19 protein-coding genes are annotated in these 20,172 nt (G+C 38.3%); 8 read left to right on the top strand and 11 right to left on the bottom strand.

All coding sequences use genetic code 11. The features are described from left to right. The first annotated feature begins 62 nt into the window (after positions 1-62). From addB to G9F74_RS05160, 3 genes are read left to right on the top strand one after another with little or no spacing between them, the layout of a single operon-like run. The gene (gene addB, locus G9F74_RS05170; RefSeq protein WP_016107994.1) at positions 63-3,578 is read left to right on the top strand and encodes a helicase-exonuclease AddAB subunit AddB; all 3,516 of its coding nucleotides are present in this window, start codon (positions 63-65) and stop codon (positions 3,576-3,578) included. Further along, positions 3,575-7,300, top strand: a complete 3,726-nt coding sequence (gene addA / locus G9F74_RS05165; protein ID WP_016107995.1) for a helicase-exonuclease AddAB subunit AddA — start codon at positions 3,575-3,577, stop codon at positions 7,298-7,300. The genes addB and addA overlap by 4 nt, the downstream gene beginning before the upstream one ends. Positions 7,301-7,323: 23 nt before the next feature. After that, on the top strand, positions 7,324-7,602 hold the full coding sequence (locus tag G9F74_RS05160) for an RNA polymerase alpha subunit C-terminal domain-containing protein (RefSeq protein ID WP_000224035.1): 279 nt from the start codon (positions 7,324-7,326) through the stop codon (positions 7,600-7,602). A gap of 88 nt (positions 7,603-7,690) precedes the next feature. Here the strand turns inward: G9F74_RS05160 and gerPF are convergent, their stop codons facing one another. From gerPF to G9F74_RS05125, 7 genes are all read right to left on the bottom strand, one after another. Next, on the bottom strand, positions 7,691-7,906 hold the full coding sequence (gene gerPF / locus G9F74_RS05155) for a spore germination protein GerPF (RefSeq protein WP_001141566.1): 216 nt from the start codon (positions 7,904-7,906) through the stop codon (positions 7,691-7,693). 42 nt (positions 7,907-7,948) lie between these two features. Then, the gene (locus tag G9F74_RS05150) at positions 7,949-8,335 is read right to left on the bottom strand and encodes a spore germination protein GerPE (RefSeq protein WP_000902326.1); all 387 of its coding nucleotides are present in this window, start codon (positions 8,333-8,335) and stop codon (positions 7,949-7,951) included. Between the two features lie 15 nt (positions 8,336-8,350). Beyond that, a complete protein-coding gene (gene gerPD / locus G9F74_RS05145) occupies positions 8,351-8,545 on the bottom strand; it encodes a spore germination protein GerPD (protein WP_001052804.1) in 195 nt (64 codons plus the stop codon). A 6-nt stretch (positions 8,546-8,551) separates the two neighbouring features. Next, complete coding sequence (gerPC, locus tag G9F74_RS05140) at positions 8,552-9,166, bottom strand: spore germination protein GerPC (protein WP_001070753.1); 615 nt, start codon at positions 9,164-9,166, stop codon at positions 8,552-8,554. Between the two features lie 68 nt (positions 9,167-9,234). After that, the gene (gene gerPB / locus G9F74_RS05135) at positions 9,235-9,441 is read right to left on the bottom strand and encodes a spore germination protein GerPB (protein WP_001012514.1); all 207 of its coding nucleotides are present in this window, start codon (positions 9,439-9,441) and stop codon (positions 9,235-9,237) included. Positions 9,442-9,455: 14 nt separating this feature from the next. Then, positions 9,456-9,677, bottom strand: coding sequence for a spore germination protein GerPA (gerPA, locus tag G9F74_RS05130; protein WP_001111187.1), 222 nt, complete (start codon positions 9,675-9,677; stop codon positions 9,456-9,458). Between the two features lie 99 nt (positions 9,678-9,776). Further along, positions 9,777-9,953, bottom strand: coding sequence for an aspartyl-phosphate phosphatase Spo0E family protein (locus G9F74_RS05125; protein WP_000462849.1), 177 nt, complete (start codon positions 9,951-9,953; stop codon positions 9,777-9,779). Positions 9,954-10,199: 246 nt separating this feature from the next. Between G9F74_RS05125 and G9F74_RS05120 the strand changes: the two genes are divergently transcribed. Then, positions 10,200-11,099 carry a fumarylacetoacetate hydrolase family protein gene (locus G9F74_RS05120; protein WP_001213082.1) on the top strand — a complete coding sequence of 300 codons (900 nt, stop codon included), beginning with the start codon at positions 10,200-10,202 and terminating at the stop codon, positions 11,097-11,099. 35 nt (positions 11,100-11,134) lie between these two features. On the opposite strand, the gene G9F74_RS05115 is transcribed toward G9F74_RS05120, so the two are convergent. Together G9F74_RS05115 and rocD are read right to left on the bottom strand one after the other, a co-directional pair. Next, on the bottom strand, positions 11,135-11,416 hold the full coding sequence (locus tag G9F74_RS05115; protein ID WP_000926856.1) for a hypothetical protein: 282 nt from the start codon (positions 11,414-11,416) through the stop codon (positions 11,135-11,137). Between the two features lie 110 nt (positions 11,417-11,526). Next, complete coding sequence (rocD, locus tag G9F74_RS05110) at positions 11,527-12,717, bottom strand: ornithine aminotransferase (RefSeq protein ID WP_016107996.1); 1,191 nt, start codon at positions 12,715-12,717, stop codon at positions 11,527-11,529. Between the two features lie 150 nt (positions 12,718-12,867). On the opposite strand from rocD, the gene G9F74_RS05105 reads away from it, so the two are divergent. Further along, on the top strand, positions 12,868-13,233 hold the full coding sequence (locus G9F74_RS05105) for a YisL family protein (protein WP_000233490.1): 366 nt from the start codon (positions 12,868-12,870) through the stop codon (positions 13,231-13,233). Positions 13,234-13,290: 57 nt separating this feature from the next. Here the strand turns inward: G9F74_RS05105 and G9F74_RS05100 are convergent, their stop codons facing one another. Continuing rightward, positions 13,291-13,845: a DUF2777 domain-containing protein gene (locus tag G9F74_RS05100; RefSeq protein ID WP_000616037.1), complete on the bottom strand. Its 555-nt coding sequence runs from the start codon at positions 13,843-13,845 to the stop codon at positions 13,291-13,293. 240 nt (positions 13,846-14,085) lie between these two features. Between G9F74_RS05100 and asnB the strand changes: the two genes are divergently transcribed. From asnB to katB, 3 genes are all read left to right on the top strand, one after another. Next, positions 14,086-15,933: an asparagine synthase (glutamine-hydrolyzing) gene (asnB, locus tag G9F74_RS05095; RefSeq protein WP_000333959.1), complete on the top strand. Its 1,848-nt coding sequence runs from the start codon at positions 14,086-14,088 to the stop codon at positions 15,931-15,933. Positions 15,934-16,123: 190 nt separating this feature from the next. Continuing rightward, positions 16,124-17,083 carry a ferrochelatase gene (hemH, locus tag G9F74_RS05090; RefSeq protein WP_016107997.1) on the top strand — a complete coding sequence of 320 codons (960 nt, stop codon included), beginning with the start codon at positions 16,124-16,126 and terminating at the stop codon, positions 17,081-17,083. Between the two features lie 57 nt (positions 17,084-17,140). Then, positions 17,141-18,607 (top strand): catalase KatB, encoded by a 1,467-nt coding sequence (gene katB, locus G9F74_RS05085; RefSeq protein WP_001069169.1) that lies wholly within the window; start codon positions 17,141-17,143, stop codon positions 18,605-18,607. 272 nt (positions 18,608-18,879) lie between these two features. On the opposite strand, the gene G9F74_RS05080 is transcribed toward katB, so the two are convergent. After that, positions 18,880-20,112, bottom strand: coding sequence for an ammonium transporter (locus tag G9F74_RS05080; protein WP_016107998.1), 1,233 nt, complete (start codon positions 20,110-20,112; stop codon positions 18,880-18,882). Positions 20,113-20,172: the final 60 nt, after the last annotated feature.

Raw genomic sequence — 20,172 nt, 5'->3', positions numbered from 1 at the left:
GTACTATAATACAATTATAGTAGCAAACTAACGTTCGTTGTGTAAGTGAAAGGTGGGGTTACATGTCACTTCGATTGGTGATTGGTAGAGCGGGAAGTGGAAAGAGTACACTTTGTTTACGAGAAGTGCAAGAAGAGTTAAAACAGCGCCCGAGAGGCAAAACAATATTATATCTTGTGCCAGAACAGATGACATTCCAGACGCAGCAGGCGTTAATTGAAAGTGAGGATGTAAGAGGTTCTATTCGGGCACAAGTTTTTAGTTTTTCACGATTAGCTTGGAAGGTGTTGCAAGAAGTTGGCGGAGCGAGTCGTCTTCATATTGATGAAGCGGGTGTGCATATGTTACTTCGTAAAATTGTAGAATCTCGTAAAGATGGATTATCGGTGTTCCAAAAAGCAGCGGAGCAAAACGGTTTCTTTGAGCATCTTGGCAGTATGATTGCGGAGTTTAAACGTTACAATGTGACGCCATCTAACGTATATGAAATGTGGCAACAATTAGATGCGCATAGTAGCAGTGCTGAGCAAAAGTTATTAGCGAATAAAGTATATGATTTACAGCTATTATATGATGATTTTGAACGTGCTTTAATCGGGAAATATTTAGATTCAGAAGACTATTTACAATTGCTAGTGGAAAAGCTTCCGCAGTCTGAGTATGTAAATGGTGCTGAAATTTATATAGATGGGTTTCATTCATTTTCTCCGCAAGAACTTGAAATTGTAAGACAGCTCATGATTTGTGGAGCGAGAGTCACAATTACGTTAACGATAGATGAAAAAACATTAGCGCAGCCAGTGAATGAACTGGATTTATTTTATGAAACGACGTTAACATATGAAAAAATAAAACAAGTAGCGCGTGAAGAGAAAATAGAAATTGAAAAAACAATTCCACTTATGGAACAACCGCGTTTTCATTCTCCGGCATTAGCTCATTTAGAAACGCATTATGAAGCGCGTCCGAATGAAAAGTATTATGATGAAGCAAGTGTAACAATTAGTACAGCGGCGAATTTACGAGCTGAAGTAGAAGGGGTTGCTCGTGAAATTCGTAGACTTGTCGCGGATGAAACGTATCGTTATCGAGATATTGCAGTACTTCTTCGTAACGGGGAAAGTTATTACGATGTGATGCGAACGTTATTTACAGATTATAATATTCCACACTTCATCGATGAAAAACGCCCGATGTCACATCATCCATTAGTAGAGTGTATTCGTTCTGCCTTAGAAATTATTAGCGGAAATTGGCGTTATGACGCGGTGTTTCGCTGCGTGAAAACAGAGCTTTTATATCCATTAGACGTAAGGAAAGAAATGATGCGTGAAGAGATGGATGAGTTCGAAAACTACTGTTTAGCGTACGGTGTACAAGGGAAGAGATGGACTTCTGAGGATCCGTGGATGTATCGCCGTTACCGTTCACTTGACGATACAAACGGAATGATAACAGATATTGAACGTGAAATGGAAGAGAAAATAAACAGGCTGCGTGATGTTGTAAGAACGCCAGTTATTCGCATGCAAAAAAGGTTAAAGCGTGCGGGAACAGTGATGCAAATGTGCGAAGCGGTTTACTTATTTTTAGAAGAACTTGACGTTCCAAAGAAGTTAGAAGAATTACGTATACGTGCAGAAGAGAGCGGAGATTTCTTATTTGCAACAGACCATGAACAAGTATGGGAAGAAGTAATGAGCCTTCTTGATACGTTTGTAGAAATGCTTGGTGAGGAGAAGATGTCACTATCAATGTTCACGGACGTTATGTCGACAGGACTTGAGGCACTTCAATTCGCTAACATTCCGCCATCATTAGATCAAGTATTAGTTGCCAATATTGATCACTCCAGGTTATCAGATGTGAAAGCAACGTTTATTATCGGCGTAAATGAAGGAGTTATTCCAGCAGCACCGATGGATGAAGGGATGCTTTCTGATGAGGAAAGAGAAGTTCTTGGTGCGGCAGGAATTGAACTCGCGCCAACGACGAGACAAACTTTATTAGAAGAGCAGTTCGTTATGTATCAGATGGTAACGAGAGCGTCTGAGAAATTATATATTTCATGCCCACTTGCAGATGAAGAAGGAAAGACATTACTTGCATCTAGCTTTATTAAGAAAATAAAAAGAATGTTCCCTAATGTGAAAGACTCGTTTATTACGAATGACGTAAACGACTTATCGCGTTCGGAACAAATTTCATACGTAGCAACGCCAGAAGTGACGTTATCTTATGTCATGCAGCAACTACAAACGTGGAAGCGATACGGATTTGAAGGGAATCTAGATTTTTGGTGGGACGTCTATAACTTCTACGTCACTTCGGATGAATGGAAACAAAAAAGTAGTCGCGTGTTATCGAGTTTATTCTATCGAAATCGTGCGCAGAAACTAAGTACGGTAGTAAGTAGAGATTTATACGGAGATAAAATAAAAGGAAGCGTTTCTCGTATGGAACTCTTCAACCGTTGTGCGTACGCTCATTTCGCGCAGCACGGTTTATCGTTAAGAGAGCGTGATGTTTTTAAACTAGATGCACCAGATATCGGTGAACTATTCCATGCAGCACTGAAGAGAATTGCAGACAGGCTATTACGTGAAAACCGCACTTGGGCGGATTTATCAATAAAAGAGTGTGAGCATCTTTCTGTTTTAGTAATAGAAGAAATCGCACCGTTATTACAAAGACAAATTTTATTAAGCTCAAATCGTCATTTCTATTTAAAACAAAAACTACAACAAATCATTTTCCGTACGTCAATCATTCTTCGTGAACACGCGAAGTCGAGCGGTTTCGTACCAGTTGATTTAGAGGTGCCATTCGGTATGGGCGGTACGGGATCGCTTCCGCCGATGGAATTCTCATTACCAAATGGTGTGAAGATGGAAGTTATCGGCCGTATTGACCGTGTGGATAAGGCTGAAGATGAAAACGGAACATTCCTTCGTATTATTGATTATAAATCAAGTTCAAAAGCGTTAGACTTAACGGAAGTGTATTACGGATTGGCACTTCAAATGTTAACGTATTTAGATGTCGTTACTACAAATGCACAAACGTGGATGAAAAAAGGCCACGCAGCATCACCTGCTGGTGTACTGTACTTTCATATTCATAACCCGATTGTTGAAATGAAAGGTGACGCATCTGAAGCTGAAATTGAAAAAGAAATTTTAAAGAAATTTAAAATGAAAGGCCTCGTACTAGGAGATGCTGACGTTGTTCGTTTAATGGATAACAAACTTTCAACAGGAAGTTCAGATATTATTTCTGCTGGTCTGAAAAAAGACGGTAGTTTTAGTGCGCGTTCTAGCATTGCAAGTGAGCAAGAGTTTAACGTACTGCAAAAATATGTACACCATACGTTTGAACATATCGGAAAAGACATTACAGAAGGTGTTATTGATATTGCTCCTTACAAAAAGGGGAATAAAGCGGCATGTACGTTCTGTAACTTCAAATCTGTCTGTCAGTTTGATGAATCACTTGAAGATAATCAATTCCGTACGTTAAAAGATATGAAAGATAGTGAAGCGATGGAGAAAATTAGAGAGGAGGTTGACGGAGAATGATAGAGAATTGGCCTAAAAAACCAGAAGGTAGTCAATGGACAGATGACCAGTGGAAAGCCGTTGTAGCGAATGGACGTGACATTTTAGTCGCAGCAGCAGCTGGATCGGGAAAAACAGCAGTATTAGTTGAACGTATGATTAAAAAGATTATTAATGAGGAAAATCCAGTCGATGTCGATCGCCTGCTCGTTGTAACATTTACGAATGCAGCGGCGCAAGAGATGAAAAATCGAATTGGAGAAGCGTTAGAAAAAGTACTAATTGATGAGCCAGGATCTCAACATGTAAGAAAACAGCTGAGCCTATTAAATAAAGCATCTATTTCAACGATCCATTCATTTTGTTTACAAGTAATTAGAGGGTATTACTACATGCTGGATGTTGATCCTCGTTTTCGTATTGCAAATCAAACAGAAAATGAGTTGTTAAAAGAAGAAGTGCTAGATGACATATTAGAAGAAGAGTATGGAATCGAAGATAATAGTATTTTCTTTGAATTAGTTGATCGCTATACGAGTGACCGTAGTGATGATGACTTACAAAGAATGATTTTAGCGCTTCATACAGAATCAAGAGCGCATCCAAATCCGGAAAAATGGCTCGATAAATTAGTAGAAGCATACGACGTGGAAGGAAAGACAATTGAAGATTTAGTGTATGCTTCTTACCTATTAGAAGATGTGAGATTCCAGCTTGAAACAGCGGAACAACATATTCGTAAAGCAACCGAACTCGCAATGCTTCCTGATGGCCCGGCGCCTCGCGTTGAAACCCTGCAAGCGGATGCAGCTTTACTTGGAATGTTATCATCAGCAGCTCGTGAATCGTGGACAAGCGTGTATGAAGCGATGCAAAACGTATCGTGGCAAACGTTAAAGCGTATTAAGAAAAGTGATTACAACGAGGATGTTGTAAAACAAGTAGACTCTCTTCGTAATAAAGCGAAAGATGAAGTGAAGAAATTACAAGAAGAGTTATTTAGCCGCAAACCTGAAAGTTTCTTACGAGATTTTCAAGATATGCATCCTGTATTAGAAAAACTCGTGAAGCTCGTAAAAGTCTTTACAGAGCGTTTCCAAGCGATGAAGCGAGATAAAGGAATGGTTGATTTCACAGATTTAGAGCATTTCTGTTTGCAAATTTTAAGTGAACAAAGTGAAAATGATGAAGTGAAGCCATCAGCAGTAGCGCTTCAATATCGTAATAAATTTGCAGAAGTACTAGTCGATGAATATCAAGATACGAACTTCGTACAGGAATCCATTATTAAATTCGTAACGAAAGATTCTGAGAGTGAAGGGAACTTGTTCATGGTTGGTGACGTAAAACAGTCAATCTACCGTTTCCGACTAGCAGAACCAGGCTTATTCTTAGGAAAGTATAAACGCTTCACGCAAGAAGGATCGGGCGGCGGAATGAAGATTGATTTAGCGAAAAACTTCCGTAGTCGTCATGAAGTACTGGCAGGTACGAACTTTATTTTCAAACAAATTATGGGCGAAGAAGTTGGGGAAATCGATTACGATGCTGACGCTGAATTAAAGCTAGGTGCTAGCTATCCAATAGGTGAAGATGTAGCGGCTGAATTATTATGCATTCAGCAAACGGAAGAAGAAGTACTAGAGGGTGAAGAAGGTACGGAAGTCGAAAAGGCGCAACTGGAAGCTCGTCTTATGGCGCAGCGCATTAAAGCGATGGTCGATTCAGGTTATGAAGTGTATGACCGAAAAACGGATAGTATGCGACCAGTGCAATATCGTGATTTCGTTATTTTACTTCGCTCTATGCCGTGGGCACCGCAAATTATGGAAGAGTTAAAACTACAAGGAATTCCAGTATATGCAGACCTTGCGACTGGTTACTTTGAAGCGACAGAAGTAAATATTATGATGAACGTATTCCGCGTTATTGATAATCCGATGCAAGATATTCCACTTGCAGCAGTACTTCGTTCACCGATCGTTGGATTAAATGATGAAGAACTTGCGACGCTTCGTGCTCACGGAAAGAAAAGGTCATTTTATGAAGTAATGAGCTCATTCTTAAAAGGTGCACCGCTTGAAGAAGAACAAGAACTTCATGAAAAACTAGAATGGTTTTATAACTTACTACAAGGATGGCGTGAATTCGCGCGCCAACAATCACTTTCTGATTTAATTTGGAAAGTGTACGGTGAGACAGGGTATTATGACTTTGTCGGCGGTTTACCAGCTGGAAAGCAAAGGCAGGCAAACTTGCGTGTATTATATGACCGCGCAAGGCAATATGAAGCAACATCATTTAGAGGATTATTCCGCTTCTTACGTTTTATTGAACGTATTTTAGAACGCGGTGACGATATGGGGACGGCGAGAGCTCTTGGTGAACAAGAAGATGTTGTTCGCATTATGACGATTCATAAAAGTAAGGGACTTGAGTTCCCGGTCGTATTTGTAGCTGGACTCGGTCGTCGTTTTAATACACAAGATTTAATGAAACGTTTCTTACTGCATAAAGACTTCGGTTTCGGTTCACAGTTCATTGATCCGCGTAAACGAATTAAATATACGACATTATCGCAACTTGCAATTAAACGTAAAATGAAAATGGAATTAATTGCGGAAGAAATGCGCGTATTATACGTAGCTTTAACGCGTGCAAAAGAGAAGTTAATTTTAATCGGAACAGTTAAGGATGCAAATAAGGAAATGGAAAAATGGCTCGATGCGAGGGAACATAGTGAATGGTTATTACCAGATCACATACGTGCTGGAGCGTCTTGCTATTTAGACTGGATTGCACCTTCATTATATAGACATCGTGATAGTGAAATACTTCTTGAATTAGGACAAGGAAGTATTCCAGATGAAATTTACGGGTATGACACTAGCTGGAAAGTAGAAGTTGTGGACGGTAACACGCTACTTGCACCAGAGCCAGTTCAAGAAGAGAAACAAGAGTTGTTAGAAGCACTTCGTGAGAAAAAGGCTGTGCCATTACAAAGTGAACGAAAAGAAGAAGTGTACGATAGGTTAATGTGGAAGTACGGGTATGAGGAAGCAACCTCTCATCGTGCGAAGCAATCCGTTACAGAAATAAAGAGAAATTATCAGTCTGAAGAAGGCAGCGATAACGCCTTTATTAAAAAACTACGTGCACCAATTAAAACACGTCCGCGCTTTATGGAGAAAAAAGGATTAACGTACGCAGAGCGTGGGACGGCAGTCCATACCGTTATGCAACATGTAGATTTGAAGAAGCCGATTACGGTTGAAGTTCTTCAAGAACAAATTGCTGGAATGGTAAATAAGGAATTGTTAACATTCGAGCAGGCGGAAGAAATAGCGATTGAAAAAGTAATTTCATTCTTTGACAGTGACCTAGGTAAAAGGGTATTAGCGGCGAAAAGTGTTGAGCGTGAAGTTCCATTTACGATGATGCTATCAGCAGAAGAAGCATATCAAGATTGGCAAGGGAATAGCGGGGAATCGATTCTTGTCCAAGGGGTTATCGACTGCATGATTGAAGAAGAAGATGGTATTACGCTAATCGATTTCAAAACAGATACGATTGAAGGTAAATTCCCAGGCGGATTTGAACAAGCAAAACCAATTTTAGAAGATCGCTATAAAGTGCAGCTTTCGTTATATGCAAAAGCACTCGAGAAAAGCTTACAACATCCTGTGAAAGAGAAATGTTTATACTTCTTTGATGGGAATTATGTTGTGAATATTGAGGAATAGACAACAGAAAGGGGCTATAAAAAATGGCAACGTTAAGAACTTGTGAACAGGGACACGAGTACTATAAAAGTAGCGATTGTCCAACTTGCCCAACCTGTGAGAAAGAGAGAAAGCCAAAAGAAGGTTTTCTCTCTCTTCTTTCAGCACCAGCAAGAAGGGCATTAGAGCACCATGGTATTCACACTGTAGAAGAGCTCTCAAAATATAGTGAAAAAGAAATTTTAAAACTGCATGGTATGGGCCCCGCATCTTTACCAAAGCTTAGAAAGGCTTTGGAGGAGGGCGGATTATCATTTAAATAAATGGTGATGTGATGAATAATTTTCAAAGAAAAGATCCGTTACTATTTCATATAAAAAAGAGGTGTCACCTATAGGAGACACCTCTTTTTTACGCTGTTCCAATCTGATCTTGATCTGCCACATCAGAATCAAACGTATTTGTTGCACTAACACCGTTAAACGTATTCACGACAAACCCAACATTGGAAGCTCCAGATCCGTTATAGGCTTTCGTGTTTTCTTTCGGAGACACGTTATAAAAATCTCCTAAATTGAAAGAACCGTTACTGTTTTGAACGACGAGATTTCCAACAACAGAAGGCATACCATCCACCTACTTTACTAAGCTTTTTAATTACTATATGAATTATTGAGCGGAAGGTTCATCCGTAATATATTGGCGGATTTGCATAATACGAGAGTTATTAAAAACATAATCAACATTTCCAATTTGAAAGCAACCAGAATTTAAAAGTGTTCGCAATTCAACGTTATTTACTTCAATAAAAGGGCATTCATTTATAATATTTAATTTGACATCTGTCGTTCGCTTTGGGATTGTAATGTGTTCATCTGTAAAGATTTCAAATGCATCTAAGCGCCCTTCACCTTTTATATAACAAGGGATTTCCCTGTGGACGGCAAGAGCTCTACTTTTTAATTCCATTTGATTTGCATCTCCAACTTGAAATACAGCAGTAATCCCTAAAGAAATAATAGAAACATTTTGGACAATAGACACATGATGTAACATAATTTCTCAGTCTCCTTAACCTGGAGTCGGAGGGACATCTGTTACTAATGGTACAAATGGACCCTCTGTAACAGTTTCAAACGGTGTATCAAGAATAGAAGATAAAATGAGGAAATTTGCATCCCCAATTAAAAAGAGAGCGGACGAAGATACACCGTTCATTTTAATCTGTCCGACTTTTAACTCACGATTTACAACGTTAAGATTCATACATACTTACTCCTTTCGGAAATTTCCCGGTATGTGCTGAATAAAGGATAGAAAGGCTTTGTCGATATCTTGTTTCATTGCTTGAATAATGAGGTCTCGTAAATAATCTGGATCTGTTGAAATACCTTCATATGATTGAGCTTGTGATAAATAATAAGGAAGTCTATGCTCCATCTGTTTTTTTATGTCATCAACCATCATTTGTCGATACATTTCATCAAGCGGTGTTCTCTCTTCTTGTTCAAAATGGAGAATTCGATTATATGCTTCTTCATCTAAGTAGCGATGCATTTCTTGAAGGATACCTTGATAAAAGTCAGGGTTGGTGTCAGTTTCAGGATTGACCTTCAATGTTTCTGTATCAACTTGAAAATCTTCAATTTGTTGTCCTTTTGTTGAAAATGGATTTAAACCAATATTTAAAGTACCATTTAAATTTTCTACTTTTAATTGATCGAATTTGTATTCCACTTTTCCTATAGAAGAGGAGGGGCGACTTTTTAATTCATTAAGCTCTTCTTGTAATTGGCGGACTTGATCTTCTAGGCTAAGGATGGTTGCTTGTTGTATTTGGAGAGCTTGCTGAAGTTGGTGTAAGTAAGTATATATATCTTGATTCATTTTGTGAAACCTCCTTTTCAATAGGGAGGGTAAATATATTCCTGCTATATATTTATGACAAGGATGCCTTAAGAAGAACTGTTTGATGGTTTGATAGAAATAATTTGTCCTTTCGCCTGTAATGGGCGAAGAGGTTCTGTAAATCCACCCGTATTTGAAAATTTAGATAGAGCTTTAATACTTCCGGCCGTACCAATTTGGAATACAGAAGAAGTCGTAATGCTATCGATTCTAATACTGTTAATGATAATACTTTGGTTCACGTAAAAATTCAATGCAATTGCCTCCTTTAAGTTGAACCAATTATCGCTTGATCGATTACATCTGAATCATTGACAGTCGTTGCGCTTTGATAATTGTAGACAGAAACATTATCTCCAACGTTAAAAGAGCCGGCCCCAGCGAAAGCACGTGAATAACTAATAGGCCTAATCGCAAATACATCTCCAATGTGAAAAATACCACTTGACCCAATATTGACGATACGAATATGTCCGACCATAGCTGGCATATAAAACACCTTTCGTTTTTAAAATTTTCTTTTCTACTATTGTATGGGCGTTTTCAATAAAATGTGTGTTTTTTTGAAATAAAAGAAACACACACGTTATTACGTGTGTGTTTCGAATGTTTGATTAGGTTGAAAATCCGTATGTACATGCCAAATTACATTTAAGAGCCTGTCCAGTTCTTGGCTACAATCCACTGTTTTTTGAGAAGTCATTCCGTAGCGTTCAGCAAAATAGATCATTTTTTCACGTTTTTTTTCAATAGCTTGCTCAAACATTGAAATCGGCTCCATCTCTAAATGAAATTTTTAGTATATATGTAGTACATATTATACAAAAATCCCATAAAAAAGAAACAACTTCGCTAAAAAAAGTAAAATTTCTACATTTTATGTCAAATAACGAATGGTAACGAATAAGGTGCGAGAAGAATATTGTAAAAATTAGCGTGCATGAGAAGGTTTTTTTCTTATAGATGCGAATACAATTAAATGGTATGAGTTTTAGGATGGAGAGTGGAAATATTGCGTTTTGTAACGGCGAAGAAAGAGGAAAAGGTATTTGTAGGTATTGTAGACGAAGAGGAAGAAAAAGTACTGCACTTAAGAGAAGCGCAAAGACAAAAAGGGGAAAAGGTTACGATTCCGATTACAATGTTAGAGTGTATTGAAAGAGGGACTGAATGTCTTGAGAAAATATGTGAAATTGTAAATTGGGCAAAGGAAAATGAAGGGGTAGCGTATTATCCGTTAACAGAGGTGAAAATATTAGCACCAATTCCAAGGCCAAGAAAGAATATACTTTGTGTTGGGAAAAACTATCGTGAACATGCAATCGAGATGGGCGGAGTAGAGTCTATTCCGGAAAATATAATGATTTTTACGAAAGCACCAACAACAGTTATTGGAATTGATGAGAAAATCAATGGGCATTCCCACGCAACGAATGAACTAGATTATGAAGGGGAACTAGCTATTGTTATTGGTAAGCGAGGGAAGCAAATAAAAAAAGAAAAAGCGCTTGACCATGTTTTCGGATATACAGTTATAAATGATGTAACCGCTCGTGACATTCAAAGGAAACATAAACAGTTTTTCCTTGGGAAAAGCTTCGATACGTTTTGTCCGATGGGACCGTATTTAATGCATAAATCAATGGTTGAAACGCCGAACGCATTACACATCGAAACAGTAGTAAATGGAGAAGTAAGACAAACTTCAAACACAAATAAAATGATTTTTTCAATTGAAGAAATTATTTCAACGATAAGTAAAGGGATGACATTAGAACCAGGCGATATTATCGCAACAGGAACGCCGTCTGGTGTCGGAAAGGGCTTTACACCACCGAAGTTTTTACACGCTGGTGATGAAGTGGTCATTACAGTAGAGGGAATTGGTACTTTGCGAAATGTAGTGAAATGAAGAAAACAGCTATCTTGTATAAAGATAGCTGTTTTCTATGGTCTCGGGTTATAGAGGTAATCGATAACGGCAAAAGTGTAAAGACCAATTAATGCAAGTGTACAAATGCCAAATAATATAACCGCAAGTGCGCTTTTTTCTCGTCCAAATCCAATAATAGTAAGAATAACAGCAGTCCAAAATGATGCTTTCAGTAGTGTGAGTGTAGTAGGAGTTGAGTAATGAAGCCATGTTGTGGAAAGGATGAAACCAAAGAATGTAACTAAAATAAAAGCTGTAGCTAAATAGTTAATATGTTTACCATATCTTAATAGCATGTCGCACCTCCTTCTGCGAATTAAAATACAGAAAATTACAATTAAATTTTAATATAAATCACTATAAAAGGAAAGAGGTTGTCCTAACGTGTAGGACAACCTCTCTATCATTACGATAAAACAGCTTTAATTTTTTGGAATGCCCACTCTAAATTTTCTTCAGAGATTACTAGAGGTGGTGCGATACGAATTACATTTTCGTGTGTTTCTTTGCATAACAGCCCAGCTGCTTTTAGTTGTTCACAGTAAGGACGAGCTGGCTCGTTTAATTCGATACCGATGAATAAACCTTTACCGCGAACGTCAGTAATCATTGGGTTATCAATTTCTTTTAATTGCCCAACTAATTTTTCTCCTAATTGAAGAGAACGCTCTGTTAATTTTTCTTCTTCTAACACTTCAAGAGCTGCGATAGAAACAGCACATGCAAGTGGGTTACCACCGAATGTAGAACCGTGAGAACCTGGCTCGAATACACCTAAAATGTCGCGGTTTGCTGCAACGCAAGAGATTGGGAATACGCCGCCACCAAGTGCTTTACCAAGTATGTACATGTCAGGAGTTACATCGTCCCAGTCGCAAGCAAATACTTTACCAGTACGGCCTAAGCCTGTTTGGATTTCATCTGCTACAAATAAAACGTTTTCTTTTTTACATACTTCAAGAGCTTCTTTTAAGAAACCAGCTGGTGGAATGTTAATTCCTGCTTCACCTTGAATTGGCTCTAAAATGAATGCTGCTGTATTTGGTGTAATTGCAGCTTTTAACGCTTCTAAATCACCGTAAGGAATTACAATAATGCCAGGAAGCATTGGACCGAAGCCACGCTTGTACTCTTCGTTTGATGACATAGAAACAGCACCCATCGTACGTCCGTGGAAGTTATCTTCACAAACGATGATTTCAGCGCGGTTTGCTTCTACTTTTTTCACATCATAAGCCCAGCGGCGAGCTGTTTTAATTGCAGTTTCAACAGCTTCTGCACCTGTATTCATTGGAAGTACCATTTCTTTATTAGTTAGTTTCGCAACTTTTTCGTACCAAGGGCCTAATTGATCACTATGGAAAGCACGAGAAGTTAACGTAACACGATTAGCTTGGTCAATTAAAGCGTTAATAATTTTTGGGTGACGATGACCTTGGTTAACTGCAGAATATGCACTTAATAAGTCCATATAGCGATTTCCTTCAGGATCTTCTACCCAAACGCCTTCTGCTTTAGAAATAACGATTGGAAGTGGGTGATAGTTATTTGCTCCGTATGTGTCTGTAAGTTCGATAATATCCTTAGTTTGAATCATGATTGTTCCCCCTTTTGTTATTACAAGAAGTTTGTAAATACTCTAAATATTATATCATTTAAATGTAAAAAAGCGAAACATTTCCTGAAAATAAATGAACATGTTATCATATAGAGTGAAAAAGTGTGAAAAGAGGAGGTAGGGGATACGATGGTACATATGCATATTACAGCATGGGCGTTAGGTTTAATTTTATTCTTCGTTGCGTATTCACTTTATTCAGCAGGAAGAAAAGGGAAAGGTGTACATATGGGGCTTCGTCTTATGTACATTATCATTATTGTGACAGGTTTCATGTTGTACATGGGTATTATGAAGACTGCAACAAGTAACATGCACATGTGGTACGGTTTAAAAATGATAGCTGGTATTTTAGTTATCGGTGGAATGGAAATGGTTCTTGTGAAAATGAGCAAGAATAAGGCAACAGGGGCAGTTTGGGGATTATTTATTGTCGCACTAGTAGCGGTATTTTACCTTGGACTGAAATTACCGATTGGTTGGCAAGTATTCTAATAAAAAATAAAACCACCGTATCTCTCAAATGTTTGGGGGATACGGTGGTTTTTATTTTTATGTCGCATCGATATGCAACTCTTCTCCATTTACTTTCGTAAAACGGAAAATATTTTTATTTGAAGAAGAGTGACGAACGAAATGGTGCTGCAGTGTACAGATCATCTCTTCATTATCAAATAAAAGAATATTTACTCCCTCGCATGCTTCCTCTTTCGGTAAGAAGGATAAATAATTATGGCAATACATGCAATCATATAGAGAGTAATGAAGTGATTGCAATGATTCTGTTAATAACGCAAAAACAGAATCGGGTAATTCCTCAAGCCATTCATGATAGCTAAGGAGTAATTTTTTACGAATGCGTATCATTTCCCCGTTTTGGAGGGGGTGTTGTTCATTTGCGATTTGCAATATGTTTTGTTCATAAAAACGAGCTGGTAGCCAGTTGTTGTTATATAAAACCTCAAAGCCATCTTCGGCAATATCTTCTAATAAAAATGCTTCGTCATTTTCATCATCAAAGAATACCCATTCATTGTTTATATATTCTACATTACCGACTGAATGAGCACGAGGCTGGTTATATAAAATATGTTTACGTTGTATCATACACGATTTCTCCTTTATGAAAAGTAGTTATTCTTGTTATAGACAGTTCGCGCGTTCTTTATAACTAGACACATCCGGACATAGGTGGGCATACAATAAAACACGTTTTACTGAGTGAAATTACTATTCCGTATACGGATGGTAGGTTATCGTCAAGTTTGTCATTTTTTTGTATCCGCACTTTTAGAGTGGGGATTACTGCACGTTCAGGAAAAGTAATAAGATGGAAGGATGATTTATATGTGCGGGATTACAGGATGGGTGGATTATAAACGCTCATTAGAAGGAGAAAGGGCCGTCGTTATGAAGATGGCTGAGACGTTAGCGAAGCGTGGCCCAGATGATAATAAAGTTTGGATTAAGGGTAATGTCGCGTTTGGGCATAAACGGTTAATCGTTGTTGACCCTGAGGGTGGTAAACAGCCGATGACTTGTTTAAAGGATGAAGTGAATTATGCGATTTGCTATAACGGCGAACTTTATAACACGGAAGACATTCGAAAGGAACTTTTAAGAAGAGGATATACGTTCAAAGGTCATTCTGATACGGAAGTATTATTAGCATCGTATATTGAATGGAAAGAAGAATGTGTCGATCATTTAAACGGTATATATGCGTTTGCTGTATGGGACGAACGGAAAGAACAAGTATTTATTGCAAGAGATCGATTAGGTGTAAAACCGCTATTTTATAAATATGATAGTGGACGATTACTATTTGGCTCAGAGTTAAAAGCGATACTAGCGCATCCTGATGTGAAGGCTGAAGTAACGTTAGAAGGGTTATCAGAAATATTCGGCCTCGGACCATCTAGAACGCCTGGTCACGGTATTTATGCTGGTATAAAAGAATTACGACCGGGCCACGCAATGACATTTTCAAAAAATGGTTTATGTATATGGAGATATTGGAATGTAGAAAGTAAAAAACATGAAGATTCCTTTGAAGAAACAGTAGAGAAAACACGCTTTTTATTACAAGATGCTATTACAAGGCAACTCGTTTCTGATGTACCGTTATGCACTTTTTTATCAGGTGGTGTAGATTCAAGTGCTATAACAGCAATTGCCGCAAAAGAATATGAAAGATCAGGGAAAGGGCCATTACACACGTATTCTATTGACTATGAAGATAATGAAAAATATTTTAAAGCAAATGCATTCCAACCCAATTCAGATGCGCCGTTTATTAACTTAATGACTGAAACGTTTCAAACGACTCACCATCGTTGCGTCATTTCAAATGAACTGCTAGCAGAGTGTTTAACAGAAGCGGTGCTCGTTCGTGATTTGCCTGGTATGGCAGATATCGATTCCTCATTATTATGGTTTTGCCGCGAAATTAAACAAGACTTTGTCGTCGGTTTATCTGGAGAATGTGCAGATGAAATCTTCGGTGGGTATCCGTGGTTTTATAGAGAAGATGATTTACAATCAAGTGCATTCCCATGGATGCGCTCTACAGAAGCACGTGAACAACTTCTGAAGAAAGAATGGAGAAGTAAATTAAATTTACAACAATATGTACAAAGGCGCTATGAAGAATCCATTCAAGAAGTTCCTATTTTAGAGGGAGAAAGCCCACTAGAAGCGAAGAGACGACAATTATTTTATTTAAACATGGTATGGTTTATGACAACATTATTAGACAGAAAAGACCGCATGAGTATGGGAGCAAGCTTAGAAGTGCGCGTTCCATTTGCGGACCACCGACTTGTCGAATATGCGTGGAATATTCCTTGGGAAATGAAAATGTATGAAAACCGCGAAAAAGGTCTATTGCGTAAAGCTTTAGAAGGGATACTTCCACATGACATTTTATATAGAAAGAAGAGTCCTTATCCGAAAACGCATAACCCGCATTATACAAAAGCGGTAACAGTATGGCTACAGGATTTATTAACGGATAAAGGCTCAATTTTGCATGAATTGTTTGATAAAGAGCAATTGAATGGATTAATCCACTCAGGCGGAAGTGCATTCCAAACACCTTGGTTCGGTCAATTAATGACTGGGCCACAACTTCTAGCTCATTTAGCACAAATTCACGTTTGGTTTAAAGAGTATGGGGTAAATATTAAAGAATAGCAAAAAAGCGGCTTACATGTACGTGAGCCGCTTTTTTTATTAAATAAATTATCATATAAAATTAAAAATCACCTTATAAATAATATTTATTTAGAATTATTATTTTGACGTACTTATTATTGTTTGTTATAATTGGAAACAAATGTTCTTGAAAAAGATTCTCATTTTCAAAAATTGAGGTGTGAAATAGATGGCAAAGAAAAAAATAGGTTTACTCGTAATGGCGTATGGAACGCCGGAGTCATTGGATGATGTAGAAGCGTATTATACACATATCCGTCATGGGCGTAAGCCAACAGAAGAAGCGCTCCAAGATTTAATCGGGCGTTATAAAGCAATTGGTGGAATATCACCGCTTGCGAAAATTACGAAAGAGCAAGCGCATAAATTAACGGATTCAATGAATAATATATTTACAGAGTATCAATTTACTTGTTACTTAGGATTAAAACATATTGCACCAGTTATAGAAGACGCAGTAGAAGAGATGAAGAAAGATGGGATTGAGCATGCGATTAGTATCGTATTAGCACCGCATTACTCTACATTCAGCATTAAAGCATATAATGAACGCGCGATTCGTCTTTCAGAAGACATTGGTGGCCCTGTTATTGAACCAATTGAACAATGGTACGATGAACCGAAGTTTATTTCCTATTGGGCAGATCAAATAAAAGAAACGTTTACAAAAGTTAAAGATAAAGAAAAAGCAGTCGTAATTTTTTCGGCGCATAGTTTACCAGAGAAGATTATTGCAGCAGGTGACCCATACGTAGAGCAATTACGGCAAACAGCAGATTTAATTGCTACAGAAGCAGGTGTAAAGCACTATACAATTGGTTGGCAAAGTGCAGGAAATACACCAGACCCATGGATTGGACCAGATGTGCAAGATTTAACGAGAGATTTATTTGAAGAGCATGGATATGAATCTTTCGTATATTGCCCAGTTGGATTTGTGGCAGAGCATTTAGAAGTTTTATATGACAACGACTATGAATGTAAGGTTGTAACGGATGAATTAAACGCCCAATATTTTAGACCGAATATGCCAAATGCACAACCTGTATTTATTGATTGTTTAGCTGAAATTGTTTCCAAAAAAATGAAGGGAATAGTTGACAAAGATTTAGTTTTGAATAATAATTAGTTTATAATAATTTTAAATAAATAATAATTACTACGAAAGAAAGAGGAGGATCCCCAGATGAATCCAAATAATCGCTTAACAACAAACCAAGGTGCTCCAGTTGGAGATAATCAAAACTCTCGTACAGCTGGTCGCCGTGGACCGGTATTGTTAGAAGACTATCATTTAGTAGAAAAACTTGCACATTTTGATCGTGAACGTATTCCAGAGCGTGTTGTGCATGCGCGTGGTGCAGGTGCTCACGGTGTATTCGTAACGAAAAACAGCATGAAGCAATATACGAAAGCCGCATTTTTACAAAATGAAGGAACTGAAACGCCTGTATTTGTTCGTTTCTCAACGGTTATTCATGGTCAAGGTTCTCCGGAAACAGCTCGTGATCCACGTGGGTTCGCTGTTAAATTTTATACAGAAGAAGGAAATTACGATATCGTAGGTAACCACTTACCAGTCTTCTTCATTCGTGATGCAATTAAATTCCCTGATATGGTGCATTCTTTAAAACCAGCACCTGATACAAACATTCAAACGCCAGATCGTTACTGGGATTTCATGACGTTAAGTCCGGAATCTACACATATGATGACGTGGGTATTTTCTGATTACGGTACACCAGCGAGTTATCGTGAAATGGAAGGTTTCGGTGTCCATTCATTTAAATGGATTAATGCAGAAGGTAAAATCGTCTATATTAAATATCACTGGAAACCACAGCAAGGTGTACGTAACTTAAATGCAAAAGAAGTGCAAGAAGTGCAAGGGAAAGACTTCAACCATGCAACTCGTGACTTGTTCGATGCAATCGAAAAAGGAAATTATCCGAAGTGGGATTTACACGTACAAGTGATGCAACTAGATGAAACGGATTCTTTAGACTTTGATCCACTAGATCCAACGAAAGTATGGCCCGAAGATCGTTTCCCATTAATGGAAGTAGGAACAATGACGTTAAATCGTAATCCGAAAAACTTCTTCGCGGAAGTAGAACAAGTGGCGTTCTCTCCGAGTGCAACTGTAAATGGTATTGAACCATCTGAAGATAAATTATTACAAGGACGTTTATTCTCTTACCCAGATACACAGCGTTATCGCCTTGGTGCAAACTACTTACAAATTCCTGTAAACTGCCCATATGCAGCTGTTCATAACCAACAACGTGATGGTGCAATGCAAGTAAATCAAAACCCATCTACGGTAAACTACGAACCGAGCCGTCATACGGAAAATCCGGTTGAAGATCCAACTTACCGCGATTCAACTATGAAAGTAGAAGGCTACGTATCTCGTGAAAAAATTGAGAAACCAAATGACTTCAAACAAGCAGGTGAGCGTTACCGTTCATTTTCTAAAGAAGAGCAAGATAACTTAATTGCAAACTTAACAAACGACTTAAAAGACGTAAATGAGCGCACGAAATTATTAGCTGTTTGTAACTTCTTCCGTGCAGATCAAGAGTACGGTATGCGTTTAGCTCAAGCGTTAAATGTTGATATTACGCAATATGTAGGGAATGCTCCGAAATAAATAGAAAAAGACGACCGGTTTTCGGTCGTCTTTTTATGTGTAAAATAAGCTTTACACGGGGTATTTTTCGTTTTCATCATGTCGGAATTTGTTGGTAAATCGATATTTTGTGTCGAAACGTCAATATAATGAAAGAATCGCTGATATATTTAAAAAATCGTCGATATATTCGAATAATCGCTGATATATTCATGAATATACCAACTAGGGTATACCACCGACAGTATAATAAAAAGAGATGCAATCTACTAGTAGTAGATTGCATCTCTTTTTTAATTCACTCGCTCAGTATACTCATAAGCCTTCTCACCGTGCATCGAAATATCAAGTCCCATATGTTCTTCGTGCTCATCTACCCGAACAGGGAGGAAGTAGTTGATCGCTTTAATAATGGCGTATGTCATTATAATTGTGAATGCATATGTTGCTCCGATTGCGACAAGTTGTTTAAATAGTAAAGCTGCGTTTCCGTAAAACAGACCGTTAGCGCCATCACCGTTTACAGTAGTAGTTGCGAAAAGTCCAGTTGCAATACCGCCCCAAGTTCCTCCGATGCCGTGACATCCGAATGCATCAAGTGTATCGTCGTACCCAAATTTCGTTTTCAAGAAGAAGACAGCACCGAAACATAATACGCCCCCGATTGCTCCGATAAGAAGGGCGGAGAAAGGTGTAACAAATCCGCAAGCTGGCGTAATTGTGACTAAACCGGAAACAACCCCGCAAGCAACTCCCATCGCAGTCGGTTTCGATTGGAAGAACCATTCAGATAGCATCCAAGTTAGAGCAGAGGCAGCGGCAGCTATATTTGTATTAATAAATGCAGTTAAAGCGACGTCGTTTAATGATAATGCACTCCCGACGTTAAAACCGAACCACCCGAACCATAGTAAACCTGCACCTAACATCGTAAATGGTAAATGGTGAGGAGAGGCACCGTTTATGTTTTTTCGTTTTCCGAGGAAGATCGCTAATACAAGACCGGCAACACCAGAAGTGATATGAACGACATTACCACCAGCGAAGTCTAACGCGCCAAGTTCTCTTAGCCATCCGCCAACGCCCCATACCCAATGAGCGACGGGATTGTAAACGAGTGTTGTCCATAGAAGAATAAAAATAAGAAAGGCAGAAAAACGCATTCTTTCAGCGAATGCACCTGAAATTAAAGCTGGAGTTAAAATAGCGAACATGAGTTGGAACATCATAAATAAATTGTGAGGAATAGTAGATGAGTAGTCTGGATTTGGTACGTAGGTAACTCCGTTTAAGCCGAACCAATCGAGATTGCCTATAAGTCCGTGCCAATCTGGTCCGAAAGATAAAGAATAACCGATTACAATCCACTGAATTGAGACGATAGCCATTGCGCTGTAGCTGTGCATCGTTGTGCTCAATACATTTTTACTACGAACCATGCCTCCGTAAAAAAGTGCTAATCCTGGTGTCATTAACATGACCATTACTGTCGTTACAAACATAAAAACTGTATCTCCCGTATTCATTCAATCCCCTCCTGTAATGTTAGAAAATATTACATTGTTTGTTATGTTTCATATCATATT

It is taken from the genome of Bacillus sp. EKM202B, from assembly GCF_011066025.1.
In the GTDB taxonomy this organism is placed as follows: domain Bacteria; phylum Bacillota; class Bacilli; order Bacillales; family Bacillaceae_G; genus Bacillus_A; species Bacillus_A toyonensis.
Note: the sequence above shows the minus strand (reverse complement) of the source record. Positions and strands in the feature narration are given on the sequence as shown.

What these genes read in the sequence shown, in the direction of transcription:
- addB (WP_016107994.1), top strand. Translation starts at nt 63, where the DNA reads ATGTCACTTCGATTGGTGATTGGTAGAGCGGGAAGTGGAAAGAGTACA.
- addA (WP_016107995.1), top strand. Translation starts at nt 3,575, where the DNA reads ATGATAGAGAATTGGCCTAAAAAACCAGAAGGTAGTCAATGGACAGAT.
- G9F74_RS05160 (WP_000224035.1), top strand. Translation starts at nt 7,324, where the DNA reads ATGGCAACGTTAAGAACTTGTGAACAGGGACACGAGTACTATAAAAGT.
- gerPF (WP_001141566.1), bottom strand. Translation starts at nt 7,906, where the DNA reads ATGCCTTCTGTTGTTGGAAATCTCGTCGTTCAAAACAGTAACGGTTCT.
- G9F74_RS05150 (WP_000902326.1), bottom strand. Translation starts at nt 8,335, where the DNA reads ATGTTACATCATGTGTCTATTGTCCAAAATGTTTCTATTATTTCTTTA.
- gerPD (WP_001052804.1), bottom strand. Translation starts at nt 8,545, where the DNA reads ATGAATCTTAACGTTGTAAATCGTGAGTTAAAAGTCGGACAGATTAAA.
- gerPC (WP_001070753.1), bottom strand. Translation starts at nt 9,166, where the DNA reads ATGAATCAAGATATATATACTTACTTACACCAACTTCAGCAAGCTCTC.
- gerPA (WP_001111187.1), bottom strand. Translation starts at nt 9,677, where the DNA reads ATGCCAGCTATGGTCGGACATATTCGTATCGTCAATATTGGGTCAAGT.
- G9F74_RS05125 (WP_000462849.1), bottom strand. Translation starts at nt 9,953, where the DNA reads ATGTTTGAGCAAGCTATTGAAAAAAAACGTGAAAAAATGATCTATTTT.
- G9F74_RS05115 (WP_000926856.1), bottom strand. Translation starts at nt 11,416, where the DNA reads ATGCTATTAAGATATGGTAAACATATTAACTATTTAGCTACAGCTTTT.
- rocD (WP_016107996.1), bottom strand. Translation starts at nt 12,717, where the DNA reads ATGATTCAAACTAAGGATATTATCGAACTTACAGACACATACGGAGCA.
- G9F74_RS05105 (WP_000233490.1), top strand. Translation starts at nt 12,868, where the DNA reads ATGGTACATATGCATATTACAGCATGGGCGTTAGGTTTAATTTTATTC.
- G9F74_RS05100 (WP_000616037.1), bottom strand. Translation starts at nt 13,845, where the DNA reads ATGATACAACGTAAACATATTTTATATAACCAGCCTCGTGCTCATTCA.
- asnB (WP_000333959.1), top strand. Translation starts at nt 14,086, where the DNA reads ATGTGCGGGATTACAGGATGGGTGGATTATAAACGCTCATTAGAAGGA.
- hemH (WP_016107997.1), top strand. Translation starts at nt 16,124, where the DNA reads ATGGCAAAGAAAAAAATAGGTTTACTCGTAATGGCGTATGGAACGCCG.
- katB (WP_001069169.1), top strand. Translation starts at nt 17,141, where the DNA reads ATGAATCCAAATAATCGCTTAACAACAAACCAAGGTGCTCCAGTTGGA.
- G9F74_RS05080 (WP_016107998.1), bottom strand. Translation starts at nt 20,112, where the DNA reads ATGAATACGGGAGATACAGTTTTTATGTTTGTAACGACAGTAATGGTC.